Source organism: Anoxybacillus mongoliensis, assembly GCF_014201515.1.
Classification (GTDB): domain Bacteria; phylum Bacillota; class Bacilli; order Bacillales; family Anoxybacillaceae; genus Anoxybacillus; species Anoxybacillus mongoliensis.
Genome location: NZ_JACHEQ010000015.1, coordinates 39,776 through 56,989 on the forward strand (window position 1 = coordinate 39,776; position 17,214 = coordinate 56,989).

The 17,214-nt window shown below is 42.0% G+C and carries 16 protein-coding genes, 12 tRNA genes and 1 rRNA gene; 25 read left to right on the top strand and 4 right to left on the bottom strand.

Features of this window, described 5'->3' with window-relative positions; all coding sequences use genetic code 11:
- The first annotated feature begins 14 nt into the window (after nt 1-14).
- Nucleotides 15-1,127, top strand: coding sequence for an MGDG synthase family glycosyltransferase (locus HNR43_RS11990; protein ID WP_183244162.1), 1,113 nt, complete (start codon nt 15-17; stop codon nt 1,125-1,127).
- A 16-nt stretch (nt 1,128-1,143) separates the two neighbouring features.
- Here HNR43_RS11990 and HNR43_RS11995 read toward each other — a convergent pair whose 3' ends face one another.
- Genes HNR43_RS11995 through HNR43_RS12005 form a run of 3 tightly spaced genes read right to left on the bottom strand, consistent with a single transcriptional unit; the run spans nt 1,144 to nt 4,804 of the window.
- Nucleotides 1,144-2,271 (bottom strand): Ger(x)C family spore germination protein, encoded by a 1,128-nt coding sequence (locus HNR43_RS11995; protein WP_183244164.1) that lies wholly within the window; start codon nt 2,269-2,271, stop codon nt 1,144-1,146.
- Nucleotides 2,268-3,731 (bottom strand): spore germination protein, encoded by a 1,464-nt coding sequence (locus tag HNR43_RS12000; protein WP_183244166.1) that lies wholly within the window; start codon nt 3,729-3,731, stop codon nt 2,268-2,270. Before HNR43_RS12000 ends, HNR43_RS11995 begins: the two co-directional genes overlap by 4 nt.
- On the bottom strand, nt 3,728-4,804 hold the full coding sequence (locus HNR43_RS12005; protein WP_183244169.1) for a GerAB/ArcD/ProY family transporter: 1,077 nt from the start codon (nt 4,802-4,804) through the stop codon (nt 3,728-3,730). Before HNR43_RS12005 ends, HNR43_RS12000 begins: the two co-directional genes overlap by 4 nt.
- A gap of 152 nt (nt 4,805-4,956) precedes the next feature.
- On the opposite strand from HNR43_RS12005, the gene HNR43_RS12010 reads away from it, so the two are divergent.
- From HNR43_RS12010 to HNR43_RS12050, 9 genes are all read left to right on the top strand, one after another.
- Complete coding sequence (locus tag HNR43_RS12010) at nt 4,957-6,000, top strand: D-alanine--D-alanine ligase (RefSeq protein ID WP_183244171.1); 1,044 nt, start codon at nt 4,957-4,959, stop codon at nt 5,998-6,000.
- 9 nt (nt 6,001-6,009) lie between these two features.
- On the top strand, nt 6,010-7,386 hold the full coding sequence (locus tag HNR43_RS12015; RefSeq protein ID WP_183244173.1) for a UDP-N-acetylmuramoyl-tripeptide--D-alanyl-D-alanine ligase: 1,377 nt from the start codon (nt 6,010-6,012) through the stop codon (nt 7,384-7,386).
- Nucleotides 7,387-7,531: 145 nt separating this feature from the next.
- Nucleotides 7,532-8,938, top strand: a complete 1,407-nt coding sequence (gene cshA / locus HNR43_RS12020) for a degradosome RNA helicase CshA (RefSeq protein WP_246346321.1) — start codon at nt 7,532-7,534, stop codon at nt 8,936-8,938.
- Nucleotides 8,939-8,987: 49 nt separating this feature from the next.
- Nucleotides 8,988-9,350: a holo-ACP synthase gene (gene acpS / locus HNR43_RS12025; protein WP_183244177.1), complete on the top strand. Its 363-nt coding sequence runs from the start codon at nt 8,988-8,990 to the stop codon at nt 9,348-9,350.
- 74 nt (nt 9,351-9,424) lie between these two features.
- Nucleotides 9,425-10,444 (top strand): LolA family protein, encoded by a 1,020-nt coding sequence (locus HNR43_RS12030; RefSeq protein WP_183244179.1) that lies wholly within the window; start codon nt 9,425-9,427, stop codon nt 10,442-10,444.
- Nucleotides 10,445-10,538: 94 nt separating this feature from the next.
- Nucleotides 10,539-11,696, top strand: coding sequence for an alanine racemase (gene alr / locus HNR43_RS12035; RefSeq protein ID WP_183244181.1), 1,158 nt, complete (start codon nt 10,539-10,541; stop codon nt 11,694-11,696).
- Between the two features lie 152 nt (nt 11,697-11,848).
- On the top strand, nt 11,849-12,130 hold the full coding sequence (locus HNR43_RS12040) for a CopG family ribbon-helix-helix protein (RefSeq protein ID WP_055441975.1): 282 nt from the start codon (nt 11,849-11,851) through the stop codon (nt 12,128-12,130).
- A 4-nt stretch (nt 12,131-12,134) separates the two neighbouring features.
- On the top strand, nt 12,135-12,485 hold the full coding sequence (gene ndoA / locus HNR43_RS12045) for a type II toxin-antitoxin system endoribonuclease NdoA (RefSeq protein WP_003253417.1): 351 nt from the start codon (nt 12,135-12,137) through the stop codon (nt 12,483-12,485).
- 57 nt (nt 12,486-12,542) lie between these two features.
- Nucleotides 12,543-14,708, top strand: coding sequence for a Tex family protein (locus HNR43_RS12050; protein WP_246346319.1), 2,166 nt, complete (start codon nt 12,543-12,545; stop codon nt 14,706-14,708).
- Here HNR43_RS12050 and cmpA read toward each other — a convergent pair.
- Complete coding sequence (cmpA, locus tag HNR43_RS12055; protein WP_183244185.1) at nt 14,703-14,816, bottom strand: cortex morphogenetic protein CmpA; 114 nt, start codon at nt 14,814-14,816, stop codon at nt 14,703-14,705. The genes HNR43_RS12050 and cmpA overlap by 6 nt on opposite strands.
- A gap of 72 nt (nt 14,817-14,888) precedes the next feature.
- On the opposite strand from cmpA, the gene HNR43_RS12060 reads away from it, so the two are divergent.
- The 15 genes from HNR43_RS12060 to HNR43_RS12130 all read left to right on the top strand — a co-directional run.
- A complete protein-coding gene (locus HNR43_RS12060; protein WP_183244187.1) occupies nt 14,889-15,344 on the top strand; it encodes a SprT family protein in 456 nt (151 codons plus the stop codon).
- 159 nt (nt 15,345-15,503) lie between these two features.
- Complete coding sequence (locus tag HNR43_RS12065; RefSeq protein WP_183244188.1) at nt 15,504-15,641, top strand: hypothetical protein; 138 nt, start codon at nt 15,504-15,506, stop codon at nt 15,639-15,641.
- Nucleotides 15,621-15,695: transfer RNA gene (locus tag HNR43_RS12070), tRNA-Asn, on the top strand. Before HNR43_RS12065 ends, HNR43_RS12070 begins: the two co-directional genes overlap by 21 nt.
- 2 nt (nt 15,696-15,697) lie before the next feature.
- Nucleotides 15,698-15,790, top strand: a tRNA-Ser gene (locus HNR43_RS12075).
- A 16-nt stretch (nt 15,791-15,806) separates the two neighbouring features.
- Nucleotides 15,807-15,878: transfer RNA gene (locus tag HNR43_RS12080), tRNA-Glu, on the top strand.
- Nucleotides 15,879-15,917: 39 nt separating this feature from the next.
- Nucleotides 15,918-15,990: transfer RNA gene (locus HNR43_RS12085), tRNA-Val, on the top strand.
- A 7-nt stretch (nt 15,991-15,997) separates the two neighbouring features.
- Nucleotides 15,998-16,073, top strand: a tRNA-Asp gene (locus tag HNR43_RS12090).
- Between the two features lie 31 nt (nt 16,074-16,104).
- Nucleotides 16,105-16,179, top strand: a tRNA-Gln gene (locus tag HNR43_RS12095).
- A gap of 149 nt (nt 16,180-16,328) precedes the next feature.
- A tRNA-Lys gene (locus HNR43_RS12100) sits at nt 16,329-16,404 on the top strand.
- A gap of 5 nt (nt 16,405-16,409) precedes the next feature.
- Nucleotides 16,410-16,493: transfer RNA gene (locus HNR43_RS12105), tRNA-Leu, on the top strand.
- A gap of 23 nt (nt 16,494-16,516) precedes the next feature.
- Nucleotides 16,517-16,599: transfer RNA gene (locus HNR43_RS12110), tRNA-Leu, on the top strand.
- A 60-nt stretch (nt 16,600-16,659) separates the two neighbouring features.
- Nucleotides 16,660-16,736 (top strand) — tRNA-Arg (locus tag HNR43_RS12115).
- A 20-nt stretch (nt 16,737-16,756) separates the two neighbouring features.
- Nucleotides 16,757-16,833, top strand: a tRNA-Pro gene (locus HNR43_RS12120).
- Nucleotides 16,834-17,006: 173 nt separating this feature from the next.
- Nucleotides 17,007-17,077 (top strand) — tRNA-Gly (locus tag HNR43_RS12125).
- A 61-nt stretch (nt 17,078-17,138) separates the two neighbouring features.
- Nucleotides 17,139-17,214, top strand: a 16S ribosomal RNA gene (locus tag HNR43_RS12130); the annotation flags it as partial.

Sequence of the window (17,214 nt, forward strand, 5' to 3'; positions counted from 1 at the left end):
AGGGAGTTCGCATAATGATGAACATTCTCGTACTACCTTTGTTTCAAATGCCATCTGGTCATCATCAAGTGGCCGATGCACTCATCTATTCATTATACCATCGTTTTCCCAACGTCTCTTGCGAAAAACTTGATTTTCTTAGTTATTGCAATGAACAAATGGAAAAGAGAGTAGCTGATTTTTACCTCCGCTGGATTTCACTATCACCACATTCGTATGAATGGATGTATCGACGATGGATGAAAAAGTTTGAACAACCGACGATGGAGCCATGGTTACTTTATTTTGAAAAGAAGATGAAACGTCTCCTTCAAGAAAAAAAGCCCGATCTCGTTGTGTGCACGCATTCATTTCCTTCTCACGTTTTGCAAAGGTTGAAACAAAAAAGAATCATAACCGTTCCTGTTGTAAACGTATATACTGATTTCTTTTTAAGCGGTATTTGGGGAAAAACAGCGATTGATTATCACTTCGTTCCCCATAAAGAAGCAAAACAGTCCATATGCACAACATTTCGCATCGAACATCATCGCGTCATTGTGACAGGCATTCCGATTCATGAGCATATCGTACCTGTACAAAAAAGAAAGCGACGAAAAAATAAACGTATTTTAGTGGCGGGTGGCAATCAAGGGTTAGGGAAAATGAAACAATTTTTAATGAACGCTACCCATACACAACTGACGTATGACGTACTATGTGGCAAAAATGAAGCGTTATATCATGAATTAAAAAGTTGGAACAATCCGCGCATTCGTCCATATCGGTACATTTCCGACCCAGCGAAAATGAATGAATTGTACGATGAAGTCGATGCAGTTGTGACAAAACCAGGTGGTGTCACGATGAGCGAAGTGCTAGCGAAACAGCTACCTGCTTTCACACTTTCATATTTGCCTGGTCAAGAACAAATGAATTTGCACTATTTAAGAAAAAAAGGACTTATTTATCTTCTTCATGACAATGAACCGTATGACCAACAATTGATGCGTGTATTAATGAATGAGGAGGAAATGAACGAATTAGAAAAGCGTATCGAGCGCTATTCACTCGAACGTGAAAAAACGGCACAAGATGTGCTTAGCGAGTGGATCGAAGCGAATATATATGCGATAAAAAAGCGATGAGGCTGGCTCATCGCTTTTATTTCTTCGATTTTCCGTATGTGTCAATGCTTAATTCCACGTTAATTTTCTCTAGTGTATCCTTTGTGAGTGAAATTAATCCGTTTGTCGTATATTTCTTCCAGTCCTTCACATTTTGACGATACAAGGCGTTCGATAGTTGCAAAGTATCAATCTGTTTTTTTACACCGAGCTCGAATAAGCTTTTTATCTCTTTTTCGACCGTTTTTGAGGCGTATTCAATAATTTGTTTCTCAGACATGTGCTCGCGCAGTTCAATAATGCTTCCCGTAGCTTGCACATGAACGGTAAACAAAGGGCGACCATTTTTTATTTTGTACGATATGCTTGCCTTTGGTCCACGTACAACGAGCGTACCGATCATTTTACCATTTGGATGAATGTAAATCGGTGTTCGCCCCGTGCCTTTCGTCACCCATCGTAAACCATCGAGTTTATGGCGTGGGACACATGCTTGTTTGTTGTAGCGATGTAAAAAACAGACACCATCCATTTTTAACATCGGTTTCTTCTTTTTATTTTCCGTCCAACTTTTCTCCTCAACTGTAAAGGAAGGGAGAGGGAAAACGACCGCTTTTTCGTTGGAAGCGGCAACGAGTTGATTGAGCCGTTTCGGTTGAATAAATGAACTTTGTTCGTAAATATCTGTCGGGTTAGCGAGCAGTGAAAAATATGGTGAATAGTCTAAAAACGGTGTTGTTTCAAAAATGAGTTCGATCGGTTGTTTCGTGGCGAATGCCCAAATCGTATGACGAATTTCATTGTAACGATCAAGCACATCGATCACATCGCGGACAAGCCCTTTTTTGAGCGCCCGTTCTGTAAAGACGATTCCTTTCACATGTCCCCATGATACACCTTGTTGAATCGCTTGATACAACCGGTCGGTTGCCACGTTAAACGTCTCTCCTGTTGCTTTTCCGATCGTAACCGTTGATTTTTGTCTTCCACCGCCCGCTTCGACTTTCGCAAGTCCTGTAAAACTAATAAGTTGAGCATAAGCGACGACCTGCCCGTCTTTATAGTCCACACCGATCGCATGAATATACGCAAGATGATCAATTTCTTTCATCCCCCAACACCCCGCTAAAAATAAACAAAAACAACAAATGATTAGCCTTGTCATGCTTCGTCACCTGGTGTATTATCATTCGTCTTTAACATTTTTGGACGCATTTTAAATTTTTTCCATCCGCTCGTAATCACTACTTTCCATATATCTCCTGTCGCTGGGGAAAGCGGTGCTAAATACGGAACGCCAAACGATGTTAAATTTGCCGTATAAACGAGAAGAAAGAACATGGATGTAATAAAACCGAAAAGTCCAAGCATCGCTGAAGCGGCAAGGACGATAAAACGTAGAATGGACACTGTTCCAGCAAGTGATTGATTGACGAGCGTAAACGTCGCAATAACAGATGTTGCGATAACGACGAGTGTGCCAGGGGCTGCAAGCCCTGCGTTTATCGCTGCTTGCCCGATAATTAAACCACCAACGACTGATAACGTTTGTCCAATGGCAATCGGGAGCCGCATGCCTGCTTCTTTAAAAATTTCAAATAAACTAACCATAATAAACGCTTCAAGCGGAGCAGGGAGCGGTACCCCTTGTCTTGCAAGTGTGATGGTGGCTAGCAACGTAAACGGTAGTTGGTCTTGATGATATGTTACAATTGCGACCCAAAGCCCTGGTAAAAAAACGGCGACGCTGACGCCAATGAGCCGAATGATTCGCTGAAACGTAACGAACACAAATGATGTGCTATTGTCTTCCGATGTATTTAACAAAAATGTTAAATTGGTCGGGCCGATTAATGCGGTCGGTGATCCGTCGATAAAGACAGCAAATCGTCCGTTCAATAGCGCATTGACAACAAAATCAGGACGACCAGAGTAAGCGAAAACAGGAAATAAAGAAACATATTTTTCGCTTAACAATTCTTCTAACTGATTTGTTCCTGTTAAGGCATCAATGTTGATTGTGCTTAATCGCCGCTTTAATTCAGCAACTGTCTCATGATTAATAATATCTTGAATATATAAAATATCGACTTTCGTTCGGCTTCGTTTCCCGATTAATACTTGTTCGACATGCAAACTGCTCGTTTTTAAACGTTTTCGTATGAGCGCCACGTTTTTCGCCACTTCTTCAATAAAACCGTCCTTCGGTCCACGAATCGACACTTCTGTATTTGGTTCTTCTGGGTTTCGGTTTGGTGGATTGGCAAGAGAAATAGAATACATTGCACCCGCTTCCACGAAATAAATGACTAAATCTCCGTTAAAAACGATAAAATCGAGCTGTTGGGCAGAAACAGATTTGCCGATTAAATGAAGCGGCATTTGTTTATATTTTTCAATGTCTGTGACTGAATATAGCGGATATTGTTGCCCCATACGCGTAATGGTTGGAAAAACAAATTGTTTCAGTAACTTTGTGTCACATAATTCTTCACAATAAATGAAAATAAGCGATAGCGGCTTTCGTTCCTCTGAATAAATCGTGGCGGGCATTAATACGACGTCTTTACATTGCGCAAAATGTTCTTTTAACGTTCGTTCATCGACGATGATTTCGGCAGTCATGCGGATGCTCTCCTTTCTTTTATACGTATTGCTAATGCTAGGACGAACAATAACGTCGCAAGAAAACAAATGAAGAAAAACGAAATCGGTAACAGCCATTTTTTTAACATATGAAAAAACGTATCATCGCTCATCGGCGTCATGGCGGCAAAGAAAATAACGGTATATACGAATAGTAAAATCCATCGTCGCGATGTTTTATTTGTAATATCAAATAGCTCTGGAATGAGCGCTGTCGCAAGTGAAATACGAATAAACGCCCCTGCTAGCCATTGATAAACTGATAAAAAATCAAAATGTTCTAAATATGTTCCTAAGTTCACCATTCGCCATTGTTCAAAGGCTGGATAACGTAAATGGCTCGCTTCTGTCGGTCCAAATTCCGTAATAGCCCCGATTGTCGGTCCGAGTGATAAGCTGGCAGCTACAACTCCAAACAAAACGAGTTTCATAAAAGAAATGTTCGTTTTCATTTGTTGTTGCATGAATAATAAAAGAACAATTTCTCCATAGCCAGCAGCGACATACATCACTCCTTTCCACACCGGTTCCCATCCGTTCTCAAGCATTGGCTTTAACAGCTCATAATTTTTGTGTGGGGTCGTCGCTAAAGCAACAAAAATGCCGAACAATACGACGAAAGGTAAAAGAATGCCTGATGTTTTCGCGATCGATGGCAACCCAATCGACGCGTTATAAAAACAAATGATGCAAAGTGTAACGACAATTGCCCAGTTTGGTGTAGCTGTTAAGTACGATGTTGTTGTGAACGTTGTCGTATCCTTTAATGTCACAATGCTAATGATAAGTAAATATAAGCATGTGACAGAAGCGATAAAATAGGCGATTGGTGCCCCTATATTTTCTTTTAGCCATTGAAAGATATGTGTTTGTTGCGATTGTTTTATAGGGAAATAAATAACAGGGAGAAATATGACGAGTAATATAAGTCCGATGATGGTTGAAATCCATGCATCACGTCCGGCAATTTCAAGCAACACCGGAATGATGATGACGTGATTCATCAGTCCAATTGATAACATTAAGATGAATAACATTTGTACTGTATTCATAAGCACACACCTTTTATCTCTTTGTATTTTTTATCGTTTCCAAGTTGGGAAATGATATGCATTGTCACCATCTAGGCTCGTTTCGCCATATAAATAAAAAAGTAGTTGTGCTACAATAAATGAAGTGAATGAACAGTTGAGGAGGAACGAACATGAAAATCACATTAGGCGTATTATACGGCGGCAAATCGCCTGAACATAAAGTATCGTTACAAACGGCACGCTCTGTCATTAATGCGGTAAATAAAGAAAAGTTTACAGTTGTTCCGATTTACATTACGACAGATGGGGAATGGTTGCGTGGGGAGGCGATTGAAGGGGAAGTGAAAGATGTCAACCAGCTCGCTTTTCAACAAGGTTTACCAGCGCTCGCGTCTATTGCAAACGGCATTGATGTTATTTTCCCTCTTTTACACGGGCCGAATGGGGAAGATGGAACGGTACAAGGAATGTTAGAATTATTAAACGTACCGTACGTTGGGAACGGCGTGTTAGCATCAGCTGTCGGTATGGATAAAGTTGTGATGAAACAACTGTTTGCGCAAGCAGGGCTAAAACAAGCGCATTACGTCTTTTTCTTGAAAAAAGAATGGGAAAAACATAAAGAAAACGTATATGAAACGGTAGAACGTGAGCTTGGCTATCCGTGTTTTGTTAAGCCAGCTAACGCAGGTTCAAGTGTAGGAATAAGTAAATGTAAAAATCGTGAACAATTGCAAATAGCTTTTCAAGAGGCGTTTCGTTACGATCGAAAAGTCATCGTGGAGGAAGCGATTATTGGTCGGGAAGTGGAAATTGGCGTGATCGGAAACGACGAGCCGATTTGTTCGATTGTTGGGGAAATTGTGCCGAAAAAAGAATTTTACGATTACGAAGCAAAATATGTTGATGGAAACACAGAGTTAGTCATCCCAGCAAACATTACGGATCAAGAATATGAAACGATAAAACAAATGGCACTTACCGCTTTTAAAGTGCTCGATTTAGCTGGATTAGTCCGCGCTGACTTTTTCTTGACAGCAAATGGAGAGGCGTATATTAACGAAGTCAATACGATGCCGGGCTTTACGCCATTCAGCATGTTCCCGCTTCTATGGAAGCATACAGGTGTATCGTATGAACAGTTAATTGAACGTCTCATTCAACTGGCGATCGAGCGATATGAAGAAAAACAAAACATTACGTACGTATTTTAAGGTGATCATATGATTACACGTTCACTAGCTGATGTTCAAATGATGATTCCAGAAAGTACAATGAATGATCGATATGCTTCCGTCGAAATTCGAGGGGTGTCTACAGATACGCGTACAATTGAGCCCGGAAATTTGTACGTTCCGCTAAAGGGAGCGACATTTAACGGCCATCAGTTTGTGAAGGAGGCGTTTGACAAAGGAGCAGTCGCTGCACTATGGAGCAAACATGAGCCGAACGCCCCGACAGATGTGCCGCTCATTTTTGTTGAAGATTCACTCGTTGCATTGCAACAGCTGGCCCATGCGTATCGAAAACAACTTCGTACACGTATTATCGGGGTGACTGGAAGCAACGGAAAAACGACAACGAAAGATATGATTGCATCACTGCTTGGGACAGTATATCGTGTGCAAAAGACAGAAGGGAATTTAAACAATCATATCGGTGTGCCACTGACATTGCTTCGTTTAAAAGAAGAAACAGAGTATGCCGTCGTTGAAATGGGGATGAGCGGCTTTGGAGAAATTGAGTTACTTTCTACCCTCGCAGAGCCTGACATTGCAGTGATTACAAACATTGGTGAATCGCATTTACAAGAGCTCGGTTCACGTGAAGGAATTGCAACAGCGAAGTTTGAAATCGTGAAAGGGCTACAACGTAATGGGTTGTTTATTTATCACGGGGATGAACCGCTGTTGCAAACACGTGTGGAAAACGCTAATCTTTCGCATGTTCAAACGTTTGGAGTGGAACGAACAAACGATTATTATCCCCTAGACATTCGTGTTCAAGCGGATGGAACAGCGTTTACGGTAAATTGTTGGCCAGACGAAACGTTTCATATGCCTCTTCTTGGTCGGCACCATGTGATGAATGCGCTAGCAGCGATTGCGGTTGCACGTTTCGCTTCTGTTGATGTGGCTCATATGAAAGAAGGTTTTTTACGTTTATCTGTAACAAAAATGCGTACAGAAGTCATAAAGCGTCCTGACGGGGTAACAATTATTAACGATGCATATAACGCCAGTCCGACATCGATGCGCGCTGCGCTTGAATTGCTTGGACAATTGACTGGATATCGTAAAAAAATAGCCATTGTTGGCGACATGCTTGAATTAGGTGAACAAGAAATTACTTTTCATGAACAAATTGGCGAGATGATCGATCCGCAAAAAATAGATTATGTGTTGACATACGGTGAGCGTGCAAAGGCAATTGCTGAGCAAGCGAGCAAGCGATTTAGCAAAGGGCATGTTCGTTCTTATGACGATAAGGCGAAGCTAGCAGCGGATGTGCAAAAAATGATAGAAGCAGGTGACATCATTTTACTAAAGGCATCTCGGGGGATGAGACTAGAGGAAATCATTTCTTTGTTAAATAAATAAAAAGAAGCGTTCAATTTGTTGAAAACATATGCATAAAATGGTATGATGAACGAGAGCTGTTTACGGAATGAATTTCAACAAGGCACTTCCGTCTATACGGGAATGCCTTTTTTCGTAAGTTATTTGAAGAAGGAGTATGAAAACATTGGTTACATTTAAAGAATTTGGATTAAGTCCAGAGTTGATGAAAGCAGTTAGTAAAATGGGATTCGAAGAGGCAACGCCAATTCAAGCGGCAACGATTCCGCTTAGTTTGCAAAATCGTGATGTCATTGGTCAAGCGCAAACAGGAACAGGAAAAACGGCAGCGTTTGGTATCCCGCTTATTGAAAAAATTGATATGAACAACGATGCGGTGCAAGCAATCGTTGTTGCGCCGACGCGAGAATTAGCGATTCAAGTATCCGAAGAGCTATATAAAATTGGTTCAACGAAGCGTGTGCGTGTTTTGCCGATTTATGGAGGACAAGATATTGAACGTCAAATTCGCGCATTAAAAAAACATCCACATATTATTGTCGGTACACCGGGACGGGTGCTTGATCACATTCAACGTCGTACGCTCCGTTTACAAAATGTGCATACGGTCGTATTAGACGAGGCGGATGAAATGTTGAACATGGGCTTCGTTGAAGACATTGAAGCAATTTTAAGCCATGTGCCAACAGAGCGTCAAACACTTCTTTTCTCAGCGACGATGCCTGAACCGATTCGTCGTATTGCTGAACGATTTATGAACAATCCAGAGCTCGTTCGCGTAAAAGCAAAAGAAATGACCGTTCCAAACATTGAACAATATTACATTGAAATTCAAGAGAAGAAAAAGTTTGATACGTTAACTCGCTTATTAGATATTCAATCCCCTGAATTAGCGATCGTTTTCGGAAGAACGAAGCGCCGTGTCGATGAGCTAGCAGAAGCTCTCAATTTGCGTGGCTATACGGCAGAGGGGATTCATGGTGATTTAAGCCAGGCAAAGCGTTTATCCGTATTGCGTAAGTTTAAAGAAGGTTCTATTGATATTTTAGTGGCGACAGACGTAGCTGCACGTGGTTTAGATATTTCTGGTGTCACACACGTGTACAATTTCGACATTCCACAAGACCCAGAAAGCTATGTTCATCGTATCGGTCGGACAGGGCGTGCTGGTAAGACAGGAATGGCGATTACGCTTGTTACTCCACGTGAAATCGGACAGTTGCACCACATTGAAAAAACGACGAAACGAAAAATGGAACGGATGAAACCACCAACGTTAGATGAGGCGCTTGAAGGTCAACAACGAGCAGCAATTGAAAAATTGCTTGAGACGATCGAGCATAACAATTTATCGTTTTATAAACGCGCCGCAGAAGAATTGTTGGAAGAACACGACTCTGTTTCGCTTGTTGCCGCGTGTATTAAAATGTTAACAAAAGAACCGGATATGACGCCGGTGCAGTTGACAGAAGAACCGCCAATTATGAAAAAAGAGAAGAAGCGGCAAGTACAAACGCGCCAACGTCGAAACGAGACGCGAGGCCGTGGATCGAAAACGCGCACAAAACGATAGAAGCTGTCTGAACAGATAGCTTCTTTTTCTTTATTTGGAGGGATACGAGATGATTATCGGCATTGGTATTGATATTGTCGAATTAAATCGCATTGCAGAGCTAATAAACCGACAGCCGAAATTGATTGAACGTGTTTTAACAGACAATGAACGTAATTGTCTTCATGACCGATCAGCAAAGCGAAAAATTGAATTTGTGGCAGGGCGATTTGCGGCAAAAGAGGCGTACGCGAAAGCGTTAGGGACGGGGATTGGTGCCCATGTTTCTTTTCATGATATTGAAATAAAAAATGACGAAAATGGCAAACCGTATATTGTTTCTTCTTCTCCAGATGAACGTGTGCACGTTTCCATTTCACATAGCGAACATTATGCGGTGGCCCAAGTAATTATTGAACGCTTGTCAAGCTAGTCTGCATATTCTCCCGTTTGACCTCATATGATGGCTTATGAAGGAAGTCCAAATGAGGTAAAGGGGTTGAAAAAATGAGACGAACATGGCTTTTTTGGTGCCTACTTCTTTTCGTTGTAGGCAGTCTGGCCGCTTGCGGAGAAAAGTCGCAACAAGATGTGTTAAAAGCGCTCGATGAGAAAGTACAAACGATGTCTGGGTACAAAGCCGAAGCAAAAATGACGCTTCAGACAGGGACGGAGCCACAAGTGTATGAAATCGAAATTTGGCATAAGTCCCCAAATTACTATCGTGTGAACTTGAAAAATGCCCAGCGTGATCAACATCAAATGATTTTGCGTAACGACGAAGGAGTATTTGTATTGACGCCTGCACTAAATAAAAGTTTTCGTTTTCAAAGCGACTGGCCGCAAAACGCAAGTCAAGTGTATTTGTATGAATCGCTCGTAAAAGACATTTTAGCTGACTCGAAAGCAGATTTTAAAGCAACAAAAAACCATTACGTATTCCAGACAAAAACAAATTATGAAAACAAAAAAATGCTACCAAAACAAGAGATCACATTAAATAAAAAAGATTTAACGCCAGTGAAAGTGACCGTCATGGACATTGACTCACAACCGATGTTGACTGTGGAATTTTCAAAAGTAGAATGGAATGCTGCGTTTGACGATAACGCTTTTGATGTAAGTAAAAATATGACGAGAGCGAAGTTGGAAAATGAACAAGAAGTGACAAAAGAAGCTAATCAACAAGCAGTGCCAGTTATGTATCCGACATATGAACTCGACGGTGTGAAACTTGTCGAAGAAAAAGAATTTACAACAGCAAACGGGAAACGAATTGTTATGACATTTTCTGGGGAAAAATCGTTTACGCTTGTACAAGAAAGAGCCCATGCTGTGCCGACGGCAAACGTATCGACAACGGTTAAGGGTGAGCCTGTTGATTTAGGATTTGCCGTTGGAGCGATGGCAAACGGCACATTGACGTGGACGTATAAAGGTGTTGATTTTATTCTTGCTTCACAAGATTTAACGGAAGATGAGATGGTTGCGATTGCACGTTCGGTGCAAGGTAAGGTGATGAAGTAAGACTCGCGTGGCGGGTCTTTATTTTTTTGTTGACATGATGCAAGGACAAAAGAAATAATCAAACGTGAATATATTGTTGAAGGGGCTTTGAAGGATGGATCGAGCATTTTATCGCGATACATGGGCAGAAATTGATTTAGATGCAATTTTTTATAATGTGCAATCAATGAAACAACACGTCGGCACTCATGTCGATGTCATTGCTGTTGTAAAAGCAAACGCTTATGGACACGGAGATATTCAAGTAGCGAAAACAGCGCTTGAAGCAGGTGCCACACGTTTAGCCGTCGCCTTTTTGGACGAAGCGCTCGCACTAAGAAAAAAAGGGATCCCTTTAGCCGTCCCAATTATCGTACTTGGGGCGACAAACCCTTCATATGCGCCGTTAGCGGCTAGCCAAAATATTGCGTTAACCATTTTTCGAGCGGATTGGTTGGAGCAAGCGGTGATGTATGCGCCATATGAACAACCGTTGAACGTTCATATGAAGCTAGATACGGGGATGGGACGATTAGGAGCGAAAACAAAAGAAGAAGTGCAACAAATGGTACACGCCATCGAACAGCATCCATGTTTCGTGTTTGAAGGGGTATACACACATTTTGCGACAGCAGATGAACAAAATATAGACTATTTTTCGTTTCAATATGATACGTTTCTACACATGCTAGAGTGGTTGCCAGTTAAGCCGCCGCTCATCCATTGTGCCAATAGCGCAGCGGCACTACGCTATCCTGATCGCGTATTTAATGCAGTTCGTTTTGGTATTTCTATGTATGGATTGACACCGTCACAAGAAATGAAGTCGTTTTTACCGTATCCGTTAAAAGAAGCATTTTCGCTCCATAGTCGTTTAACCCATGTAAAAAAGGTGAAGGCAGGGGAAAAAATCAGTTATGGGGCGACATATGAGGCGGAAGCAGATGAGTGGATTGGTACCGTTCCAATCGGCTACGCAGACGGTTGGTTGCGTCGCATGCAACACTTTTCAGTTCTTGTTGATGGAAAACGTGCCCCAATTGTCGGACGGGTTTGTATGGATCAAATGATGATTCGTTTACCTTATGAGCTTCCAGTTGGCACAAAAGTAACGCTCATTGGTGAACAACAAGGAGACCGTATTTCTATTGATGACGTTGCCGCGCATGTAAATACGATTAATTATGAAATTCCTTGTACAATTAGTTATCGCGTCCCCCGTATTTTTTTAAAAAACAAGAGTATAATTGAAGTGAGAAATGCGGTATTATAGTAGATGGGTGCAACGAGAATGATCGTTTTCGAAAAATTTCTACAAAAAATGGGCGAATGATGCTGGAAATGACTTTGCATCGCGAAGATGAAATGGTATGATGTAAATTGGGAGCGACTATGTGGTTGTAGTTTAGTTGGAGGTGTGTGTTTGTGTCTGAATCCAGCGCAACAACAGAAATTGTTATTCGGTTACCGCAGGCGTTAGTGAGCGAATTAGATGGCATTGTGAAGCAAGAAAATGGCAACCGAAATGAACTTATTTATCAAGCGATGAAAATGTACATTCGTGAGCGGAAAAAACGTCAAATTCGAGAAGCGATGAGACGTGGATATATGGAGATGGCGAAAATTAATTTGTCGCTTGCGTCGGAAGCTTTTCTTGCGGAATATGAAGCTGACCACACCGTTGAACGCTTAGTTAGCGGGGGGTAATCTTTTGATTGTCAAACGTGGTGACGTGTATTTTGCCGATCTCTCTCCAGTAGTTGGATCAGAGCAAGGGGGCGTGCGCCCTGTGCTTGTTATTCAAAATGACATCGGGAACCGTTTCAGTCCAACCGTCATTGTTGCTGCCATTACTGCGCAAATCCAAAAAGCGAAGTTGCCTACACATGTTGAAATCGATGCAAAGCGCTACGGATTTGAACGGGACTCTGTCATTTTGCTTGAACAAATTCGGACGATTGATAAACAACGTCTGACAGATAAGATTACCCATCTAGATGACGAGATGATGGATAAAGTAGATGAAGCGCTGCAAATTAGTCTTGGTCTTATTGATTTTTAATATGCTGGAAAAATAGCTACATTGCGTAGCTATTTTTGTTTAGGGGAGGCATTTTCTTTGGAACTACTAAAGCAATTGGCTACGAAATTAAACATTCCATTTGTGCATGTGCAACAAGTCATTCAACTTCATGAGGAAGGAAATACAATTCCGTTTATTGCTCGCTACCGAAAAGAAATGACTGGTGCGCTCGATGAAGTACAAATTCGAACCATTTTAGATGAGTGGAATTACTTGCAAAACTTAGAGAAGCGAAAAGAAGAAGTCGTTCGCCTAATTGATGAGCAAGGAAAGTTAACGGACGAACTGAAAGAAGCGATTACGAGAGCAAAGAAATTACAAGAAGTGGAAGATTTATATCGCCCATATAAACAAAAACGCCGAACAAAAGCAACAATCGCAAAAGAAAAAGGGTTAGAACCTTTTGCGGAATGGTTGTTAACTTTTCCAAATGAGTCGGTGACAGAACGAGCGCAACTGTTTATTGATACACAAAAAGAAGTACATACAGTTGAAGAAGTCATTCAAGGTGCAAAAGATATTATCGCTGAAAAAGTGTCAGATGATGCCACGCTTCGTCAATGGATTCGTGAGCAAACGTGGCGAATGGGTACGATTGTTTCTTTTGGAAAAGAAATAGAAAAAGACGAAAAGCGTGTATTTGAAATGTATTACGATCATCAGGAACCGATCGCTAAAGCACCTGCTCATCGTGTTTTAGCGATGAATCGGGGTGAAAAAGAAGGAATTTTACGTATTGCCATTGACGTAGACGGGAACCGAATGATTGAGTACATTCGTAAACAAGTCATAATAAATGAGCAATCGCCGGCGGTTGACATTGTAGCTGAAGCGATTGAAGATGCATATAAACGTTTAATTGCCCCATCGATTGAACGGGATGTGCGAAATGAGTTGACAGAACGCGCGGAAGAACGGGCAATTCACATTTTCGCTGAAAACTTGCGCAATTTATTGTTGCAACCACCATTAAAAGGGAAAGTTGTTTTAGGGATAGATCCAGCGTATCGTACAGGATGTAAGTTAGCTGTTGTCGATGAAACCGGAAAAGTACTTCATATTGATGTCATTTACCCACATCCGCCGAAAAATGAGGTGGAAAAATCAAAAGAAAAATTAAAGCAATTACTTCATACGTATCAAGTGGAGTTAATTGCCATCGGCAACGGAACGGCATCGCGAGAAACGGAGCAGTTTATCGCTGATACAATTGCAGAGTGGGAAGGAAACGTGTTTTATTTGATTGTCAATGAAGCGGGGGCAAGTGTATATTCTGCATCAGATTTAGCACGCAAAGAGTTTCCACATTTGCAAGTCGAAGAGAGAAGCGCGGTCTCGATTGCCCGGCGCGTGCAAGATCCACTTGCCGAATTAGTAAAAATTGATCCAAAGTCTGTTGGGGTCGGTCAATATCAACATGACGTGTCACAAAAAAAGCTAGAACAGTCGTTGCAGTTTGTTGTTGAAACAGTCGTGAACCAAGTGGGTGTAAACGTCAATACCGCTTCCCCAACGTTATTGCAATATGTATCTGGTCTAACGAAGACTGTGGCTGAAAATATAGTCAAATATCGCGAAGAGCATGGGAAGTTTACTAATCGCATGCAATTAAAATGTATACCGCGCCTTGGGGCTAAAACGTATGAACAATGTATCGGTTTTTTGCGTATTTTAGACGGAGATGAGCCGTTAGATCGCACACCAATTCACCCTGAACGGTATGAGGAAGTGCATCAATTGCTTCGTCGTCTCGGTTTTTCGACAGAAGCGATCGGAAGCGAACAGTTGCGAGTTGCACTTGAAGGGATTAACATCGAACAAGTAGCACAAGAACTGAATATCGGAATATTGACACTTCAAGATATTATCGATGCGCTGAAGCGTCCAGAGCGCGATCCTCGTGATGATTTGCCGAAGCCGATTTTAAAGCAACATGTGTTAAAGATGGAAGATTTGAAAAAAGGAATGGAGTTAGAGGGGACGGTACGAAACGTTGTCGATTTTGGTGTATTTATAGATATTGGTGTGAAGCAAGATGGACTTGTTCATATTTCGAAATTAAGTAATCGTTATGTGAAACATCCACTTGATGTCGTTTCAGTAGGTGATATTGTTAAAGTATGGGTCGACTCGGTCGATTTACAAAAAGAGCGCATCGCTTTAACAATGATTCCGCCAACATTGGAAAACACACTGTCATGAGCAGTGTGTTTTCTGATAAAAAAACCAACATTGATTAAGAAGTTTAATTTGTGCGCGATTTTTTTCATAGTATGCACGTCGCATTTGATTTTTTAACCACATTGGCATAATGATCACCTTCAAATTATTTTTTATTATGTTATGAGTAAAAGAGCCCAATGGTGAAAGGATGGAAGTAAAATGGATGAGCGTGAATTACAGACGCTTGTTGAGCGGATATCGTTGGATGTATTTCATAAACCATTTCGTCATAGAGCGGTATTCAATGATCGGTTACGAACGACCGGTGGGCGATATGTGCTTTCTACACATCATATCGAACTAAATAGAAAATATTATGAGCAGTATGGAAAAGAAGAGCTCATTCAGGTCATTAAACACGAATTATGTCATTATCATCTGCATCTTGAAGGAAAAGGGTATCGCCATCGTGATCGTGATTTTCGCGAATTATTACAAAAAGTACAAGCTCCCCGTTTTTGTAAGCCGGTTTTATTATCGAAGACAAGAAATGAACATTATTACAAATGTACATCATGTCGTTATATGTATGTGCGAAGAAAAGCAGTGGATACAACTCGATACGTATGTGGCTTTTGTCGAGGGAAATTAAAAAAAATAAAAAGAGAGTGTTGACAAGCTAAATCTTTCTGTGCTAAATTATAAAAGCCGTCGTTATTCGACGAAGAAACAAAATAAAAAAGACAGTTGACAGATCAAAAAAGAGTAAATATAATATAAGCAGTCCTAATGATTGAGTTATTCCGCAGTAGCTCAGTGACGAGCGATACTTCGTTGATTAAGCTACGAGTTGCCTCGACGCATCGATCATCATTGATTAGACGGGCAGAGGAAGAGGCAGTAAGTTTAATTGAAATCACGGTCAAGCAGTATGAGTCACTTGCTTTTTATTCCGCAGTAGCTCAGTGGTAGAGCACTCGGCTGTTAACCGAGCGGTCGTAGGTTCGAATCCTACCTGCGGAGCCATTGGAGAAGTACCCAAGTGGCTGAAGGGGACGGTTTGCTAAACCGTTAGGTCGTTTTTTTACGGCGCGCGGGTTCAAATCCCGCCTTCTCCGCCACGAAAATAATAAACATGGCCCGTTGGTCAAGTGGTTAAGACACCGCCCTTTCACGGCGGTAACACGGGTTCGAATCCCGTACGGGTCATCTTTTGGAGTGCTCATTTTGTCCACTCCATTTTATTTCGGAGGATTAGCTCAGCTGGGAGAGCACTTGCCTTACAAGCAAGGGGTCGGCGGTTCGATCCCGTCATCCTCCACTCTTTTGGTCCCGTGGTGTAGTGGTTAACATGCCTGCCTGTCACGCAGGAGATCGCGGGTTCGATCCCCGTCGGGACCGCCACTCAAGAACTGAGCTTTTTAAGGGTGTTTGTTGGGCTATAGCCAAGCGGTAAGGCAACGGACTTTGACTCCGTGATGCGCTGGTTCGAATCCAGCTAGCCCAGCCATTTGTGTGATGAGCCATTAGCTCAGTAGGTAGAGCACGATTGATTTAGCTTCTTTGAAAAGGCAACAGCGTACCGCTCGAGCTTCTACTTGATTAAGCATACTGAGAGCGGGACGTCAAAAACTTTGTTTAAAAACTCTTTTTCGAGATGAGCCATTAGCTCAGTAGGTAGAGCATCTGACTTTTAATCAGAGGGTCGGAGGTTCGAGTCCTCCATGGCTCACCATGTACGCGGGTGTGGCGGAATTGGCAGACGCACCAGACTTAGGATCTGGCGCCTTTGGCGTGGGGGTTCAAGTCCCTCCACCCGCACCAGTCGGTCGGTTTTTTAGTGATATGCGGTCGTGGCGGAATGGCAGACGCGCTAGGTTGAGGGCCTAGTGGGGGCAACCCCGTGGAGGTTCAAGTCCTCTCGGCCGCATCTAAAAATGCTTGACTTTGAATGGTGAAATATGATATATTGAAAAGGTCGTTAAAAAATGCGCCCGTAGCTCAATTGGATAGAGCATCTGACTACGGATCAGAAGGTTAGGGGTTCGAATCCTCTCGGGCGCGCCATGTTTATACTATAATGAGAACGGGAAGTAGCTCAGCTTGGTAGAGCACATGGTTTGGGACCATGGGGTCGCAGGTTCGAATCCTGTCTTCCCGACCATCTTATTTATGATCATGCGGGTGTAGTTTAGTGGTAAAACCTCAGCCACGAGCGGCACATCGTTGAATAAGCTACGAGTTGCCTCGACGCATTAACCATCTTTGATTATGCTAGTAGAGGAAGAGGCATGATTGTTCGTGGTGCTTGATGTCGATATAAATTTCAATTAACGTGCGGGTGTAGTTTAGTGGTAAAACCTCAGCCTTCCAAGCTGATGTCGTGGGTTCGATTCCCATCACCCGCTTTGATGTTCCTTGAAAACTGAACGAAGCGAAAAGCGTTAAAGAAGCTAGAGATATGAACTTTCTATGGAGAGTTTGATCCTGGCTCAGGACGAACGCTGGCGGCGTGCCTAATACATGCAAGTCGAGCGGACGAATC

What these genes read in the sequence shown, in the direction of transcription:
- HNR43_RS12030 (WP_183244179.1), top strand. Translation starts at nt 9,425, where the DNA reads ATGAGACGAACATGGCTTTTTTGGTGCCTACTTCTTTTCGTTGTAGGC.
- cmpA (WP_183244185.1), bottom strand. Translation starts at nt 14,816, where the DNA reads ATGCCAATGTGGTTAAAAAATCAAATGCGACGTGCATACTATGAAAAA.
- HNR43_RS12015 (WP_183244173.1), top strand. Translation starts at nt 6,010, where the DNA reads ATGATTACACGTTCACTAGCTGATGTTCAAATGATGATTCCAGAAAGT.
- HNR43_RS11995 (WP_183244164.1), bottom strand. Translation starts at nt 2,271, where the DNA reads ATGACAAGGCTAATCATTTGTTGTTTTTGTTTATTTTTAGCGGGGTGT.
- HNR43_RS11990 (WP_183244162.1), top strand. Translation starts at nt 15, where the DNA reads ATGATGAACATTCTCGTACTACCTTTGTTTCAAATGCCATCTGGTCAT.
- HNR43_RS12060 (WP_183244187.1), top strand. Translation starts at nt 14,889, where the DNA reads ATGGATGAGCGTGAATTACAGACGCTTGTTGAGCGGATATCGTTGGAT.
- alr (WP_183244181.1), top strand. Translation starts at nt 10,539, where the DNA reads ATGGATCGAGCATTTTATCGCGATACATGGGCAGAAATTGATTTAGAT.
- HNR43_RS12000 (WP_183244166.1), bottom strand. Translation starts at nt 3,731, where the DNA reads ATGACTGCCGAAATCATCGTCGATGAACGAACGTTAAAAGAACATTTT.
- acpS (WP_183244177.1), top strand. Translation starts at nt 8,988, where the DNA reads ATGATTATCGGCATTGGTATTGATATTGTCGAATTAAATCGCATTGCA.
- HNR43_RS12005 (WP_183244169.1), bottom strand. Translation starts at nt 4,804, where the DNA reads ATGAATACAGTACAAATGTTATTCATCTTAATGTTATCAATTGGACTG.
- HNR43_RS12010 (WP_183244171.1), top strand. Translation starts at nt 4,957, where the DNA reads ATGAAAATCACATTAGGCGTATTATACGGCGGCAAATCGCCTGAACAT.